This is a genomic window from Stenotrophomonas genospecies 3 (genome assembly GCF_054473855.1).
In genome coordinates this window covers 1-16,409 of sequence record NZ_JBTMUR010000028.1, presented here as the reverse complement: position 1 = coordinate 16,409, position 16,409 = coordinate 1, and the positions used below count along the sequence as shown (strand labels likewise).

Annotated in this window: 13 protein-coding genes and 1 tRNA gene; all 14 read left to right on the top strand. The window is 63.3% G+C overall.

The genetic code is table 11. The features are described 5' to 3' along the window. Positions 1-77 (top strand): EF-Tu C-terminal domain-related protein (locus ACX9OT_RS21520; RefSeq protein WP_265966688.1); only part of this gene is annotated, 77 nt, incomplete at its 5' end. 103 nt (positions 78-180) lie between these two features. Next, positions 181-256: transfer RNA gene (locus tag ACX9OT_RS21515), tRNA-Trp, on the top strand. A gap of 49 nt (positions 257-305) precedes the next feature. After that, positions 306-719: a preprotein translocase subunit SecE gene (gene secE, locus ACX9OT_RS21510; RefSeq protein ID WP_049462865.1), complete on the top strand. Its 414-nt coding sequence runs from the start codon at positions 306-308 to the stop codon at positions 717-719. 10 nt (positions 720-729) lie between these two features. After that, positions 730-1,290 (top strand): transcription termination/antitermination protein NusG, encoded by a 561-nt coding sequence (gene nusG / locus ACX9OT_RS21505; RefSeq protein WP_004154362.1) that lies wholly within the window; start codon positions 730-732, stop codon positions 1,288-1,290. A gap of 259 nt (positions 1,291-1,549) precedes the next feature. Then, a complete protein-coding gene (gene rplK, locus ACX9OT_RS21500) occupies positions 1,550-1,978 on the top strand; it encodes a 50S ribosomal protein L11 (protein WP_004145248.1) in 429 nt (142 codons plus the stop codon). A 4-nt stretch (positions 1,979-1,982) separates the two neighbouring features. After that, on the top strand, positions 1,983-2,681 hold the full coding sequence (gene rplA, locus ACX9OT_RS21495; protein WP_004154350.1) for a 50S ribosomal protein L1: 699 nt from the start codon (positions 1,983-1,985) through the stop codon (positions 2,679-2,681). Between the two features lie 386 nt (positions 2,682-3,067). Continuing rightward, positions 3,068-3,604 (top strand): 50S ribosomal protein L10, encoded by a 537-nt coding sequence (gene rplJ / locus ACX9OT_RS21490; RefSeq protein WP_010480377.1) that lies wholly within the window; start codon positions 3,068-3,070, stop codon positions 3,602-3,604. A gap of 63 nt (positions 3,605-3,667) precedes the next feature. Further along, positions 3,668-4,036 (top strand): 50S ribosomal protein L7/L12, encoded by a 369-nt coding sequence (rplL, locus tag ACX9OT_RS21485; protein WP_010480374.1) that lies wholly within the window; start codon positions 3,668-3,670, stop codon positions 4,034-4,036. Between the two features lie 328 nt (positions 4,037-4,364). Then, on the top strand, positions 4,365-8,519 hold the full coding sequence (rpoB, locus tag ACX9OT_RS21480) for a DNA-directed RNA polymerase subunit beta (protein ID WP_049462864.1): 4,155 nt from the start codon (positions 4,365-4,367) through the stop codon (positions 8,517-8,519). Positions 8,520-8,608: 89 nt separating this feature from the next. Beyond that, positions 8,609-12,832: a DNA-directed RNA polymerase subunit beta' gene (gene rpoC, locus ACX9OT_RS21475; RefSeq protein ID WP_049462863.1), complete on the top strand. Its 4,224-nt coding sequence runs from the start codon at positions 8,609-8,611 to the stop codon at positions 12,830-12,832. Between the two features lie 283 nt (positions 12,833-13,115). Next, on the top strand, positions 13,116-13,490 hold the full coding sequence (gene rpsL, locus ACX9OT_RS21470; protein WP_004145320.1) for a 30S ribosomal protein S12: 375 nt from the start codon (positions 13,116-13,118) through the stop codon (positions 13,488-13,490). A gap of 12 nt (positions 13,491-13,502) precedes the next feature. Beyond that, the gene (gene rpsG / locus ACX9OT_RS21465; protein ID WP_004145321.1) at positions 13,503-13,976 is read left to right on the top strand and encodes a 30S ribosomal protein S7; all 474 of its coding nucleotides are present in this window, start codon (positions 13,503-13,505) and stop codon (positions 13,974-13,976) included. A 141-nt stretch (positions 13,977-14,117) separates the two neighbouring features. Continuing rightward, positions 14,118-16,259: an elongation factor G gene (gene fusA / locus ACX9OT_RS21460; protein ID WP_049422946.1), complete on the top strand. Its 2,142-nt coding sequence runs from the start codon at positions 14,118-14,120 to the stop codon at positions 16,257-16,259. A gap of 52 nt (positions 16,260-16,311) precedes the next feature. Continuing rightward, positions 16,312-16,409, top strand: a 98-nt coding sequence (locus ACX9OT_RS21455) for a GTP-binding protein (protein ID WP_031270842.1), incomplete at its 3' end; no start/stop codon positions are given.

The following is a 16,409-nucleotide window of genomic DNA, read 5'->3' as shown; positions in this document are numbered from 1 at the left end:
ACGAAGGTCTGCGCTTCGCCATCCGCGAAGGCGGCCGTACCGTCGGCGCCGGCGTGGTCTCGAAGATCATCGAGTAAGCCTGCAGTACCGGTGGTTGCATAGCGCCGCCGGTTACGCGAATGGCGGGCCGGGAACCTCGGTCCGCCTTCGCCGTCTAAGGGAAGGCAAGTTTCAATACGTACGCCAGTAGCTCAATTGGCAGAGCAGCGGTCTCCAAAACCGCAGGTTGGGGGTTCGAGTCCCTCCTGGCGTGCCATCTGCCCACCTTATCCAGCGGCCTGGGCCGCTAAAGCAGACACAGTCGGATGAATAGCAAGATCGAACACTCCAAGGACAGCTCCGCCAACGGCGGGGATATCGTCAAGTACGTCGCCGCATCGCTGCTGGTGCTGGCCGGTCTGTTCGTCTGGTTCTGGTTCTCCGCCGACTCCGGTCGCGCCACCCAGCTGGGTGCGTGGGCGGGTCAGCTGCGTGCGTTGGCGGTCGTGGTCGGTCTGGTTGGCGGTATCGGCGTGTTCATGCTGACCGGCAAGGGGCGCGACACCCGCGAATTCCTCTCCGAGTCGCGCTTCGAACTGCGCAAGGTGGTCTGGCCGACGCGCCAGGAAGCCATCCGCATGACCTGGGTCGTGATGGTGGTGGTGACCATTCTCAGTCTGTTGCTGGGTGGGTTCGATTACGTCATTCAGTGGCTGGTTCAGTTGTTCCTGAGCCGCTAAGGAGAATTGCATGAAGCGTTGGTACGTCGTTCACGCCTATTCGGGCTTCGAGAAGTCGGTGGCGCAGGCTCTGCGCGATCGCATCGTCCGTGACGGCATGGAAGAGCGCTTCGGCGATGTCCTGGTCCCGACCGAAGAAGTGGTCGAGATGCGCGCTGGCCAGAAGCGCCGCTCCGAGCGCAAGTTCTTCCCGGGTTACGTGCTGGTCCAGATCGAGACCCACGAAGAAGCCGGTATTCCGCGCATCGACAACGAAAGCTGGCACCTGGTCAAGGAAACCCCGCGCGTGATGGGCTTCATCGGCGGCACCGCCGACCGTCCGCTGCCGATCGCCGATTCCGAGGCCGAAGCCATCCTGAATCGCGTTCAGGAAGGTGTCGAGAAGCCGCGTCCGAAGGTGCTGTTCGAGCCGGGCCAGATGGTCCGCGTTACCGACGGCCCGTTCAACGATTTCAATGGCGTCGTCGAAGAAGTCAACTACGAGAAGAGCCGTCTGCGCGTCTCGGTGCTGATCTTCGGTCGTGCCACTCCGGTCGAACTCGAGTTCGGCCAGGTCGAAAAGGCTGTCTGATCCGGCCGTGGGTCGAGCAAGCTCGACCGCTACGGGACCAGAAACCGGGCGCTGCCCGGTTTCTCTCGTTTACGTGCCGCTTCAGGCATGTGAAGAAAAAACCTGATATAGTGCGCGGCTCCCCGCTGGGAAGCCAGCAGGACGAGGCCGCCGCAAGGTGGCCTTCAGCATGATTTCAAAACGCGATGCCGGGACGCGTGATTCCCGGTCCGATGGGGAGCCTGTTGTCGAAAGGCGCTAGCACCCGGAGAGTACTCACATGGCAAAGAAAGTTGTCGGTTACATCAAGCTGCAGGTGAAGGCCGGTCAGGCCAACCCCTCGCCGCCGGTCGGTCCTGCGCTGGGTCAGCGCGGTCTGAACATCATGGAATTCTGCAAGGCGTTCAACGCTGCCACGCAGAAGCTCGAGCCGGGTCTGCCGGTTCCGGTGATCATCACGGCCTACTCGGACCGTACGTTCACCTTCATCACCAAGAGCACCCCGGCCACCACCCTGCTGAAGAAGGCCGCTGGCATCTCGTCGGGCTCCAAGCGCCCGAACACCGAGAAGGTCGGCAAGGTCACCCGTAAGCAGCTGGAAGAGATCGCCAAGGCGAAGGAACCGGATCTGACTGCCGCCGATCTGGACGCCGCCGTGCGTACCATCGCTGGCTCTGCCCGTTCCATGGGCCTCGTGGTGGAGGGTTAATAAGATGGCACAGACCAAGCGTGAGAAGGCCATCAAGGCCGCCGTCGTTCCGGGCAAGGCATACGCCTTCGAGGACGCGATCAACATCCTGAAGAGCGCCACCAAGGCCAAGTTCGTCGAGTCGATCGACGTCGCTGTGCGCCTGGGCGTCGATGCGAAGAAGTCCGACCAGCAGGTCCGTGGCTCCACCGTGCTGCCGGCCGGTACCGGCAAGTCGGTCCGCGTCGCCGTGTTCGCTCCGGCCGGTGCCAAGGCTGACGAAGCCCTGGCCGCTGGCGCCGAAGCCGTCGGTATGGATGATCTGGCCGAGAAGATGCAGGCCGGCGATCTGAACTACGACGTCGTCATCGCGACCCCGGACGCCATGCGCGTCGTCGGTAAGCTGGGCACCGTGCTGGGCCCGCGCGGCCTGATGCCGAACCCGAAGGTCGGCACCGTTTCCCCGAACCCGGGTGAAGCCGTGAAGAACGCCAAGTCGGGTCAGGTCCGTTACCGCACCGACAAGGCCGGCATCATCCACTGCACCATCGGCAAGGCCGACTTCGCCGAAGACGCGCTGAAGTCGAACCTGACCGCGCTGCTGCTGGACCTGATCAAGGCCAAGCCGGCCACCTCGAAGGGCACCTACCTGCAGAAGGTTTCGGTCAGCTCGACGATGGGCCCGGGCGTCACCGTCGACCAGTCGTCGCTGACCCTGAAGTAATTGTTTCAAGCGGTCACGGTACCTTCGGTGCCGTGACCGTGACATTTGAAGGCATCGCTGGCCGTACATCGCCCGCGGTAGCCGTCAAAGACCGCAGGCGCGGTCGTGGCAATACCGGCGACGGGCACGGAAGCTCGATCTGGCAAGGAGTCGCCGCCGGAGCAGTCATGAGCGCTTAATCGATTCCCCGGAATCACCCTGCGTAGATGGTGCCCTTCTGGAGTTTTTCTGGTTCACGCACGTCTGGGTTTCCCAGGTTGGCCCACTCCAGGTCTAGAACGGCCCACCCCCGGAACATCATCCCGATGTTCCCGGCGTCCAGGACGGATGCCGCACAGGACCGCACACGGCAGGAGCCGTAAGCGGAGTTCAATAGGAGGAGTGCAATGGCTCTCAATCTGTCCCAGAAGCAAGAAGTAGTCGCCGAGCTGGCAGACGTCGCCGCCAAGGCCCACTCCTTGATCGCAGCCGAATACGCTGGCACCACGGTCGCCCAGATGACCGCGATGCGCAAGCAGGCTCGTGAAACCGGTGTTTTCTTGAAGGTTGTCAAGAACACCCTGGCTTCGCGCGCCGTTGAAGGCACCGAGTTCGCAGTCGCCCAGGACCAGATGGTTGGTCCGCTGCTGTACGCGTTCTCGCTCGAGGAGCCCGGCGCTGCCGGTCGCCTGATCAAGGAAGCCGCCAAGGGCAACGACAAGCTGAAGGCTAAGGTCGTCGCCATCGGTGGCGAAGTGTTCCCGGCAAGCCACGTCGAAGTGCTGGCCTCGCTGCCGACCCGCGACCAGGCCCTGGCCATGCTGGCCCGCGTCCTGACCGAGCCGGTCACGATGTTTGCCCGCGCCATCAAGGCCGTTGGCGAGAAGCAGGGTGGTGGCGACGTCGCCGCCGACGCTGCCGAGCCGGCCGCCGAGACCGCCTGAGTTTCGACTTACCGTGGTTCCTGACGGAACCTCAACCCAGAAAATCATCCAAAGGTATTAATCATGTCCCTTACCAACGAACAGATCGTCGACGCCATCGCCGAGAAGTCCCTGATGGAAGTGATGGAGCTGGTCAAGGCCATCGAAGAGAAGTTCGGCGTCTCCGCCGCTGCTCCGGTTGCCGTGGCTGCTGCTGCTGGCCCGGCCGCTGCTGTTGAAGAGCAGACCGAGTTCACCGTCACCCTGAAGTCGGCCGGCGACAAGAAGGTCGAAGTCATCAAGGCCGTCCGCGCCATCACCGGCCTGGGCCTGAAGGAAGCGAAGGACCTGGCCGAAGCCGGTGGCGTCCTGAAGGAAGGCGCTTCGAAGGACGACGCCGAGAAGATGAAGAAGGACCTGGAAGCTGCTGGCGCGACTGTCGAAGTCAAGTAAGCAGTTACCTTGCATCGTCACCGATTCACGGCGATGCAGCCAAGGCTGGGGGCGTAAGCCCCCGGCCTTTGGTCGTTGTTGCAGTACCGGTAGGGTCGACTGTTAGTCGACTGTTTCAAAAGCAGAAAAAGCCCAACACGGGCTGCGGTCAGACCCCGGCAGGCCAGCGCAGAGCGCGGCAGCGGGGGAGTGGATGCAGACGAGTTGGCAGTTGGAAGTAGCGGGAGAAGGCGTGCTGGTGCCGGCAATACCAGCGACTTCCAACTGACAATTTCAAGTTCCCTTCGGATCGTGGGCGCACGATCCGCACAACAAGGTGGAAGACCTCATGACGTCCTATTCGTTCACCGAAAAAAAGCGTATCCGCAAGGATTTCGGCAAGCAGCGCTCGATTCTCGAAGTGCCGTTCCTGCTCGCCATCCAGGTGGATTCCTATCGTGAATTCCTGCAGGAAAACGTCGATCCGGCCAAGCGCACGGACCACGGCCTGCACGCTGCGCTGAAGTCGGTCTTCCCGATCGCCAGCTACAGCGGCAACGCTGCCCTGGAATACGTCGGCTACAAGCTGGGCGAACCGGTCTTCGACGAGCGTGAGTGCCGCCAGCGTGGCATGAGCTACGGCGCCCCGCTGCGCGTGACCGTGCGCCTGGTGATCTACGACCGTGAGTCGTCGACCAAGGCCATCAAGTACGTGAAGGAGCAGGAGGTCTATCTGGGCGAAATCCCGCTGATGACCGAGAACGGCACCTTCATCGTCAACGGCACCGAGCGCGTCATCGTCTCGCAGCTGCACCGTTCGCCGGGCGTGTTCTTCGACCACGACCGTGGCAAGACCCACAGCTCGGGCAAGCTGCTGTACAGCGCCCGCATCATTCCTTACCGCGGTTCCTGGCTGGACTTCGAGTTCGACCCGAAGGACGCGCTGTTCACCCGTATCGACCGCCGCCGCAAGCTGCCGGTGTCGATCCTGCTGCGCGCGCTCGGCTACAGCAACGAAGAGATGCTGGCCGAGTTCTTCGAGATCAACACCTTCCACATCAACCCGGATGAAGGCGTCCAGCTGGAGCTGGTGCCGGAGCGCCTGCGTGGCGAAACCCTGGGCTTCGACCTCGCCGACGGCGACAAGGTCATCGTGGAAGCCGGCAAGCGCATCACCGCGCGTCACATCAAGCAGCTGGAAGCCTCGGGCATCGCCGCCCTGGCCGTGCCGGACGACTACATCGTCGGCCGCATCCTGTCGCACGACGTGGTCGATGCTTCGACCGGCGAACTGCTGGCCCAGGCCAATGACGAGATCACCGACGAGCAGCTGCAGGCCTTCCGCAAGGCCGGTGTGGATGCCGTGGGCACCCTGTGGGTGAACGATCTGGATCGTGGCCCGTACCTGTCCAACACCCTGCGCATCGACCCGACCAAGACCCAGCTGGAAGCCCTGGTCGAGATCTACCGCATGATGCGTCCGGGCGAGCCGCCGACCAAGGATGCCGCGCAGAACCTGTTCCACAACCTGTTCTTCACCTTCGAGCGCTACGACCTGTCCGCGGTCGGCCGCATGAAGTTCAACCGTCGCGTGGGCCGCAAGGAAACCACCGGCGAAGCCGTGCTGTACGACCGCAAGTACTACGGTGAGCGCAACGACGAAGAGTCCAAGCGCCTGGTTGCCGCCCATGGCGACAGCTCCGACATCCTGGACGTGATCAAGGTCCTGACCGAGATCCGCAACGGTCGTGGCGTGGTCGATGACATCGATCACCTGGGCAACCGTCGCGTGCGTTCGGTCGGCGAAATGGCCGAGAACGTGTTCCGCGTGGGCCTGGTCCGCGTCGAGCGCGCGGTCAAGGAGCGCCTGTCGATGGCCGAGTCGGAAGGCCTGACCCCGCAGGAGCTGATCAACGCCAAGCCGGTCGCCGCTGCCATCAAGGAGTTCTTCGGCTCCTCGCAGCTGTCGCAGTTCATGGACCAGAACAACCCGCTGTCGGAAGTGACCCACAAGCGTCGCGTCTCGGCCCTGGGCCCGGGCGGCCTGACCCGTGAGCGCGCCGGCTTCGAAGTGCGCGACGTGCACCCGACCCATTACGGCCGCGTCTGCACCATCGAAACCCCGGAAGGCCCGAACATCGGCCTGATCAACTCGTTGGCCGTGTACGCCCGCACCAACCAGTACGGTTTCCTCGAGACTCCGTACCGCAAGGTCGTGGACGGCAAGGTCTATGACGAAGTCGAGTTCCTGTCGGCCATCGAAGAAAACGAGTACGTCATTGCGCAGGCCAACGCGCTGACCAATGCCGACAGCGTGCTGACCGAGCAGTTCGTTCCGTGCCGCTTCCAGGGTGAGTCGCTGCTGAAGCCGCCGGCGGAAGTCCACTTCATGGACGTCTCGCCGATGCAGACCGTGTCGATCGCGGCCGCGCTGGTTCCGTTCCTGGAGCACGATGACGCCAACCGCGCACTGATGGGCGCCAACATGCAGCGTCAGGCCGTGCCGACCCTGCGTGCGCAGAAGCCGCTGGTCGGTACCGGCATCGAGCGCGCCGTGGCGCGTGACTCCGGTGTGACCGTGAATGCCCGTCGTGGTGGCGAGATCGTGCAGATCGATGCCGCCCGTATCGTGGTCAAGGTCAACGAGGAAGAGATCGTTGGCGCCACCGACGCAGGCGTGGACATCTACAACCTGGTCAAGTACACCCGTTCGAACCAGAACACCTGCATCAACCAGCGTCCGCTGGTCCAGGTGGGTGACGTCATCGCCCGCGGCGACGTGCTGGCCGACGGTCCGTCCACCGACATCGGCGAACTGGCCCTGGGCCAGAACATGCTGATCGCGTTCATGCCGTGGAACGGCTACAACTTCGAAGACTCCATCCTGCTCTCCGAGCGTGTGGTGGAAGAGGATCGTTACACCACGATCCACATCGAAGAGCTGACCTGCGTCGCGCGTGACACCAAGCTGGGGCCGGAGGAAATCTCCGCCGACATCCCGAACGTCTCCGAGCAGGCGCTGAACCGCCTGGACGAGAGCGGCGTGGTGTACATCGGTGCGGAAGTCCGTGCCGGCGACATCCTGGTCGGCAAGGTCACGCCGAAGGGCGAAAGCCAGCTGACCCCGGAAGAAAAGCTGCTGCGCGCGATCTTCGGCGAGAAGGCTTCGGACGTGAAGGACAGCTCGCTGCGCGTTCCGCCGGGCATGGACGGTACCGTCATCGACGTGCAGGTCTTCACCCGCGACGGCATCGAGAAGGACAAGCGCGCCCGCCAGATCGAAGAGTCTGAAATCAAGCGCGTCAAGAAGGACTTCGACGACCAGTTCCGCATCCTGGAAGCCGCCATCTACATGCGTCTGCGTTCGCAGATCGTGGGCAAGGTGGTCAACGGTGGCGCTGGCCTGAAGAAGGGCGACGTGATCAGCGACGCCTTCCTGGACGGCCTGAAGAAGGCTGACTGGTTCGCCCTGCGCATGAAGGACGAGGACGCTTCGGAAGCCATCGAGCGCGCCCAGAAGCAGATCCAGGCGCACGAGAAGGAATTCGAGCGTCGCTTCGCCGACAAGCGCGGCAAGATCACCGCCGGCGACGACCTCGCCCCGGGCGTGCTGAAGATGGTCAAGGTGTTCCTGGCCGTGAAGCGCCGCATCCAGCCGGGCGACAAGATGGCAGGCCGCCACGGTAACAAGGGTGTGGTCTCCAACGTGGTGCCGGTCGAGGACATGCCGTACATGGCCTCGGGCGAAACCGTGGACATCGTGCTGAACCCGCTGGGCGTGCCGTCGCGTATGAACATCGGCCAGATCCTGGAAGTGCATCTGGGCTGGGCTGCCAAGGGCCTGGGCCGCAAGATCCAGGCGATGATGGAAGCCCAGGCGGCGGTCGCCGACCTGCGCAAGTTCCTGGACGACATCTACAACCACGACGACACCAACGTGGCCAACCGTGTCGACCTGTCGCAGTTCAGCGACGAGGAACTGCTGCGTCTGGCCCGTAACCTCACCGACGGCGTGCCGATGGCCACCCCGGTGTTCGACGGCGCCACCGAAGCGGAAATCAAGCGCATGCTGGAACTGGCCGACCTGCCGAGCAGTGGCCAGACCCAGCTGTACGACGGCCGCACCGGTGAAGCGTTCGATCGCCACACCACCGTGGGTTACATGCACTACCTGAAGCTGAACCACCTGGTCGACGACAAGATGCACGCCCGTTCGACCGGCCCGTACTCGCTCGTCACCCAGCAGCCGCTGGGCGGCAAGGCGCAGTTCGGCGGCCAGCGCTTCGGTGAAATGGAAGTCTGGGCGCTGGAAGCCTACGGCGCGGCCTACACCCTGCAGGAAATGCTGACGGTGAAGTCCGATGACGTGCAGGGCCGCAACCAGATGTACAAGAACATCGTCGACGGTGAGCACGAGATGGTCGCGGGCATGCCGGAATCCTTCAACGTGCTCGTGAAGGAAATCCGCTCGCTGGCCATCAACATGGAACTGGAAGACAACTGATCCATGCCGGCGCGGCGGTCAACGCCGCCGCGCCGCTGGCAGTGAACTGAAAGCCCATCGACACAGCATTCCTCCTTCTGGAGAACACCATGAAAGACCTGCTCAACCTCTTCAACCAGCAGCGCCAGACGCTGGACTTCGACGCGATCAAGATCGCGCTGGCTTCGCCGGACCTGATCCGTTCGTGGTCCTTCGGCGAAGTGAAGAAGCCGGAAACCATCAACTACCGTACCTTCAAGCCGGAACGCGACGGCCTGTTCTGCGCCGCCATCTTCGGCCCGGTGAAGGACTACGAGTGCCTGTGCGGCAAGTACAAGCGCATGAAGCACCGCGGCGTGGTCTGCGAAAAGTGCGGCACCGAAGTGACCCTGGCCAAGGTGCGTCGCGAGCGCATGGGCCACATCGACCTGGCTTCGCCGGTCGCGCACATCTGGTTCCTGAAGTCGCTGCCGTCGCGCATCGGCCTGATGCTGGACATGACCCTGCGCGACATCGAGCGCGTGCTGTACTTCGAAGCCTACGTGGTGACCGAGCCGGGCCTGACCGCCCTGGAGCGCCGCCAGCTGCTGACCGAAGAACAGTACCTGCAGGCCCGCCAGGAGCACGGTGACGACTTCGACGCCGCGATGGGCGCCGAGGCCGTGTACGAACTGCTGCGCACGATCGACCTGCAGTCGGAAATGACCCGCCTGCGCGAGGAAATCGCCGCTACCGGTTCGGAAACCAAGCTCAAGCGCCTCACCAAGCGCATCAAGCTGATCGAAGCCTTCCTGGAATCGGGCAACCGTCCGGAGTGGATGGTCATGACCGTGCTGCCGGTGCTGCCGCCGGACCTGCGTCCGCTGGTCCCGCTGGATGGCGGCCGCTTCGCGACCTCCGACCTGAACGACCTGTACCGCCGCGTCATCAACCGTAACAACCGCCTGCGCCGCCTGCTCGAACTGAGCGCGCCGGACATCATCGTGCGCAATGAAAAGCGCATGCTGCAGGAATCGGTCGATGCGCTGCTGGACAACGGCCGTCGTGGCCGTGCCATCACCGGCACCAACAAGCGCCCGCTGAAGTCGCTGGCCGACATGATCAAGGGCAAGCAGGGCCGCTTCCGCCAGAACCTGCTGGGCAAGCGCGTCGACTACTCGGGCCGTTCGGTCATCGTGGTCGGTCCGTACCTGCGCCTGCACCAGTGCGGCCTGCCGAAGAAGATGGCGCTTGAGCTGTTCAAGCCGTTCGTCTTCGCCAAGCTGCAGCGTCGTGGCCTGGCCACCACCATCAAGGCCGCCAAGAAGCTGGTCGAGCGCGAAGAAGCCGAAGTCTGGGACATCCTGGAAGAGGTCATCCGCGAGCATCCGGTGATGCTGAACCGTGCGCCGACCCTGCACCGTCTGGGCATCCAGGCGTTCGAGCCGGTGCTGATCGAAGGCAAGGCCATCCAGCTGCACCCGCTGGTCTGCACCGCGTTCAACGCCGACTTCGACGGTGACCAGATGGCCGTCCACGTGCCGCTCTCGCTGGAAGCCCAGCTGGAAGCGCGTGCGCTGATGATGTCGACCAACAACATCCTGTCGCCGGCCAACGGCGAGCCGATCATCGTGCCGTCGCAGGACGTCGTGCTGGGTCTGTACTACATGACCCGCTCGCTGGAAAACAAGAAGGGCGAGGGCATGGCCTTCGCCAACATCGCCGAAGTGAAGCGTGCCTACGACAACCGCGTGGTGGAACTGCACGCGCGCGTCAAGGTCCGCATCACCGAAGTGGTGACCGACGAAGACGGCAACAAGCAGAACAAGACCTCGATCGTGGACACCACGATCGGTCGCGCCCTGCTGGCTGAAATCCTGCCGGAAGGCCTGCCGTTCGCGCTGGCCAACACCGAGCTGACCAAGAAGAACATCAGCCGCCTGATCAACTCCAGCTACCGCCAGCTGGGCCTGAAGGACACGGTCGTGTTCGCCGACAAGCTGATGTACACCGGCTTCGCGTACGCGACCCGCGCCGGCGTCTCGATCGGCATCGACGACATGCTGATCCCGGACGAGAAGAAGGGCATCCTCACCGAGGCCGAAGCCGAAGTGCTGGAAATCCAGGAGCAGTACCAGTCGGGCCTGGTCACCGCCGGCGAGCGCTACAACAAGGTGGTCGACATCTGGTCGCGCACCAACGAGCGCATCGCCAAGGCGATGATGGACACCATCGGTACCGAGAAGGTGGTCAATGCCAAGGGTGAGACCATCGACCAGAAGTCGATGAACTCGCTGTACATCATGGCCGACTCCGGTGCGCGTGGTTCGCAGGCGCAGATCCGTCAGCTGGCCGGCATGCGTGGCCTGATGGCCCGCCCGGACGGCTCGATCATCGAGACGCCCATCAAGGCGAACTTCCGCGAAGGCCTGAACGTGCAGGAGTACTTCAACTCCACCCACGGTGCCCGTAAGGGTCTGGCCGATACCGCGCTGAAGACCGCGAACTCGGGTTACCTGACCCGTCGTCTGGTCGACGTGGCACAGGACGTGGTGATCACCGAGGTGGATTGCGGTACCACCGAAGGCCTGATCATGACCCCGATCGTGGAAGGCGGCGACGTGGTCGAACCGCTGAAGGACCGTGTGCTGGGTCGCGTGGTTGCCGAGGACGTGTTCCTGCCGGGCAACGACGAAGATCCGATCGTCACCCGCAACACCCTGCTGGACGAAGCCTGGGTTGCCAAGCTGGAAGACGCCGGCGTGCAGACCATCAAGGTCCGCTCGACCATCTCCTGCGAATCGGCCTTCGGCGTCTGCTCGCGCTGCTACGGCCGCGACCTGGCCCGTGGCCACCTGGTCAACATCGGTGAAGCGGTCGGCGTCATCGCCGCCCAGTCCATCGGTGAGCCGGGTACCCAGCTGACCATGCGTACGTTCCACATCGGTGGTGCGGCGTCGCGAGCTGCTGCGGTCGACAACATCACCGTCAAGACCACCGGCTCGGTCAAGTTCAGCAACCTCAAGTCGGTCGAGCATGCCAACGGCTCGCTGGTGGCAGTGTCGCGCTCGGGCGAAATCTCGGTGCTCGATGCCCACGGCCGTGAGCGTGAACGTTACAAGCTGCCGTACGGTGCGACCATCACGTCCAAGGACGGTGATGCGATCAAGGCTGGCCAGACCGTGGCCAACTGGGATCCGCATAACCACCCGATCGTGTCGGAAGTGGCCGGTTTCATCCGCTTCATCGACTTCGTCGACGGCATCACCGTCATCGAGAAGACCGACGAGCTGACCGGCCTGGCGTCGCGCGAAATCACCGATCCGAAGCGTCGTGGTACCCAGGCCAAGGACCTGCGCCCGATCGTGCGCATCGTCGACGCCAAGGGCAACGACCTGTCGATTCCGGGCACCGACCTGCCGGCGCAGTATCTGCTGCCGCCGCGCTCGATCGTCAACCTGCAGGACGGCGCTGCCGTCGGTGTGGGTGACGTGGTCGCCAAGATCCCGCAGGAAGCGTCGAAGACCCGCGACATCACCGGTGGTCTGCCGCGCGTGGCCGATCTGTTCGAAGCGCGCAAGCCGAAGGATCCGGCGGTGCTGGCCGAGCGTTCGGGCATCATCAGCTTCGGCAAGGACACCAAGGGCAAGCAGCGCCTGATCATCAAGGACACCGATGGTTCGGAGCACGAAGAGCTGATCCCGAAGTACCGCCAGGTCATCGTGTTCGAAGGCGAGCATGTCACCAAGGGTGAAACCATCGTGGACGGCGAGCCGAGCCCGCAGGACATCCTGCGCCTGCTGGGTGTCGAACCGCTGGCCGCCTACCTGGTGAAGGAAATCCAGGACGTGTACCGCCTGCAGGGCGTGAAGATCAACGACAAGCACATCGAGGTGATCACCCGCCAGATGCTGCGCAAGGTCGAGATCACCGACCAGGGCAGCAGCAAGTTCCTGAACGGCGAACAGGTGGAGCGCCAGCGCGTTATCGAGGAGAATGCCCGCCTTGCAGCCCGCAATGAGCTGCCGGCGCACTTCGATCCGGTCCTGCTGGGTATCACCAAGGCGTCGCTGGCGACCGAATCGTTCATCTCGGCCGCTTCGTTCCAGGAAACCACCCGCGTGCTGACCGAAGCGGCCGTCCGCGGCACCTCGGACAACCTGCGTGGCCTGAAGGAAAACGTCATCGTGGGTCGCCTGATTCCGGCCGGTACCGGCCTGGCGTACCACAGCAACCGCCGTCGCGGCGCTTCCGGCCTCACCGAGTCGGAAATGCAGACCCTTGCCGGCACCCCGGCCGCGGTCGAGGCACCGGTGGTTGAAGCCGAAGCTGAACAGGCGTCGGGCGAAGAATGAGGTATCCGGTCCGGCTGCAAGGCCGGACCACCCCGTCGGTCCATCGATGGGAGTGGGAAAGGGCAGGGAGATCGTCCGCGATCGACCCTGTCAATCTGAACGGGGTACATGGAGGCCCCCCAGTAACGTCCCGGGATCAGGGACGGGCTTGACAGGAGGCGTTTGACTGCTTTCCTGGCAGGTTGCTACAATCGTCTGTCTCAGCAGGCCAGAATTTCGGCCTGCTTTAACATTTCCGCATCTCTGGTCGGATTTTCCGGCCACCAATCAGAAGAACCTACTGATGGCGACGATCAACCAGCTGGTCCGCAAGCCGCGGCAAGCGACCACCTACAAGAGTGCCTCGCCGGCGCTCGACAAGTGCCCGCAGCGCCGTGGCGTCTGCACCCGTGTCTACACCACCACTCCGAAGAAGCCGAACTCGGCTCTGCGCAAGGTTGCCAAGGTCCGCCTGACCAACCAGGAAGAAGTGATTTCCTACATCGGTGGTGAAGGCCACAACCTGCAGGAGCACTCCGTGGTCCTGATCCGCGGCGGTCGCGTCAAGGACCTGCCGGGTGTGCGTTACCACACCGTTCGTGGCTCGCTCGACGCCGCCGGCGTTGCCAAGCGTCGCCAGGCCCGTTCCAAGTACGGCGCCAAGCGTCCGAAGGCATAAGGAGAGAGCACTATGTCGCGTAAGGGTAATACTCCGCAGCGTTCCGTCCTGCCCGATCCGAAGCACGGAAGCGAAACCATCGCCCGCTTCATCAACATGGTCATGCAGAGCGGCAAGAAGTCCGTCGCCGAAAAGATCGTGTACGGCGCCATGGACGTGATCACCGAGAAGAACAGCAGCGCCAACGCCATTGAACTGGTGCAGAAGGCTCTGGACAACGTCGCTCCGGCGGTCGAAGTCAAGTCGCGCCGCGTCGGTGGTGCCACCTACCAGGTGCCGGTCGAAGTGCGTTCGTCGCGCAAGATGGCCCTGGCCATGCGCTGGCTGATCGACTCCGCGCGCAAGCGTGGCGAGAACACCATGCCGAAGAAGCTGGCTGCTGAACTGATCGACGCCTCGGAAAACCGTGGCGGCGCCATCAAGAAGCGCGAAGAAACCCACCGCATGGCCGAAGCCAACAAGGCATTCGCCCACTACCGCTGGTGAGTTTGACGGCCTTGTAAAACAGGCAGGGCAGCACCACTTCGGTGCGTGCTGCCTCGCGGTCCCAGAAGGGCTGCGCCAATCCGAAGGCCGCCGAAAGGCGGCGTTCGGCCATCCGAAATCCAAGAAATCTGAGAGGCTCCCGTGGCCCGTTCCACTCCCATCGAGCGTTACCGTAACTTCGGCATCATGGCTCACATCGATGCCGGCAAGACCACCACGTCCGAGCGCATCCTGTTCTACACCGGCAAGAGCCACAAGATCGGTGAAGTGCATGACGGCGCCGCCACCATGGACTGGATGGAGCAGGAGCAGGAGCGTGGCATCACGATCCAGTCCGCTGCCACCACCGCGTTCTGGAAGGGCATGGACAAGTCCCTGCCGGAGCACCGCTTCAACATCATCGACACCCCCGGGCACGTCGACTTCACCATCGAAGTGGAGCGCTCGCTGCGCGTGCTCGACGGTGCCGTCTTCGTCCTGTGCGCCGTCGGTGGCGTGCAGCCGCAGTCGGAAACCGTGTGGCGCCAGGCCAACAAGTACCACGTGCCGCGCATCGCGTTCGTCAACAAGATGGACCGTACCGGTGCCAACTTCCAGAAGGTCGTCGGCCAGCTGAAGGCCAAGCTGGGCGCGGTTGCCGTGCCGATGCAGCTGCCGATCGGCGCTGAAGACAACTTCAAGGGCGTCGTCGACCTGCTGAAGATGAAGGCCATCCACTGGGATGAAGCTTCGCAGGGCATGAAGTTCGAATACGGCGACATCCCGGCCGAACTGCAGGGCCCGGCTGAAGAGGCTCGCCAGTTCATGGTCGAGACCGCTGCCGAAGCCAGCGAAGAGCTGATGGAAAAGTACCTGGGCGGCGAAGAGCTGGCCGAGGCTGAAATCATCAATGCCCTGCGTACCCGCACCCTGGCCACCGAGATCGTGCCGATGTACTGCGGCTCGGCCTTCAAGAACAAGGGCGTGCAGGCCATGCTGGATGGCGTGATCCAGCTGCTGCCGTCGCCGGTCGACGTGCCGGACGTGAAGGGCGTGGACGTTGACGACGACACCGTCGAAATGACCCGCAAGTCGGACGACAAGGCTCCGTTCTCGTCGCTGGCCTTCAAGATCATCACCGACCCGTTCGTCGGCGCGCTGACCTTCTTCCGTGTCTACTCGGGCACCCTGAACGGTGGCGACACCGTGCTGAACTCGGTGAAGGGCAAGAAGGAGCGCATCGGCCGCATCCTGCAGATGCACTCGAACAACCGCGAGGAAATCAAGGAAGTTCTGGCCGGTGACATCGCCGCTGCCGTGGGCCTGAAGGACACCACCACCGGTGACACCCTGTGCGCCGTGGACGCCCCGATCATCCTGGAGCGCATGACGTTCCCGGAGCCGGTGATCTCGATGGCCGTCGAGCCGAAGACCAAGTCGGACCAGGAAAAGATGGGCCTGGCCCTGGGCCGTCTGGCACAGGAAGATCCGTCGTTCCGCGTCAAGACCGACGAAGAATCCGGCCAGACCATCATCTCGGGCATGGGCGAGCTGCACCTGGACATCATCGTTGACCGCCTGAAGCGCGAGTTCAACGTTGAAGCCAACGTCGGCGCGCCGCAGGTGGCCTACCGCGAAACCATCACCCTGGCTGACGTCAAGTCGGACTACAAGCACGCCAAGCAGTCCGGTGGTAAGGGTCAGTACGGTCACGTCGTGATCGAACTGTCGCCGATCACTGCTGCCGACCGTGCCGATCCGAAGATCGCTCCGATGATCAAGGACGACTTCCTGTTCATCAACGACATCACCGGCGGCGTGATCCCGAAGGAATTCATCCCGTCGGTCGAGAAGGGCCTGCGCGAAACCATCACCAGCGGCCCGCTGGCTGGCTTCCCGGTCGTGGACGTCAAGGTGAAGCTGGTGTTCGGTTCGTACCACGACGTCGACTCCTCGGAAATGGCGTTCAAGCTGGCTTCGTCGATGGCCTTCAAGCAGGGCTTCGCCAAGGCCAAGCCGGTGCTGCTGGAGCCGATCATGAAGGTCGAGATCGTGACCCCGGAGGATTACCAGGGTGACGTGATGGGCGACGTCAGCCGTCGTCGCGGCGTGCTGCAGGGTTCCGACACCACCGGTGACGGTTCGGCCAGCATCATCAACGCGATGATCCCGCTGGGTGAAATGTTCGGCTACGCCACTGCACTGCGTTCGCAGACCCAGGGCCGCGCCACCTTCACCATGGAATTCGATCACTACGAGCCGGCTCCGACCAACATCGCCGAAGCCGTCATGAAGAAGGGCTGAGCCTCGCTCAGCCTCTCTTGAAACCACTTACGAACAATCAAGGTATAGAACAATGGCAAAGGGTAAGTTCGAACGCACCAAGCCGCACGTCAACGTCGGCACCATCGGTCACGTCGACCACGGCAAGACCACGCTGACCGCCGCACTGAC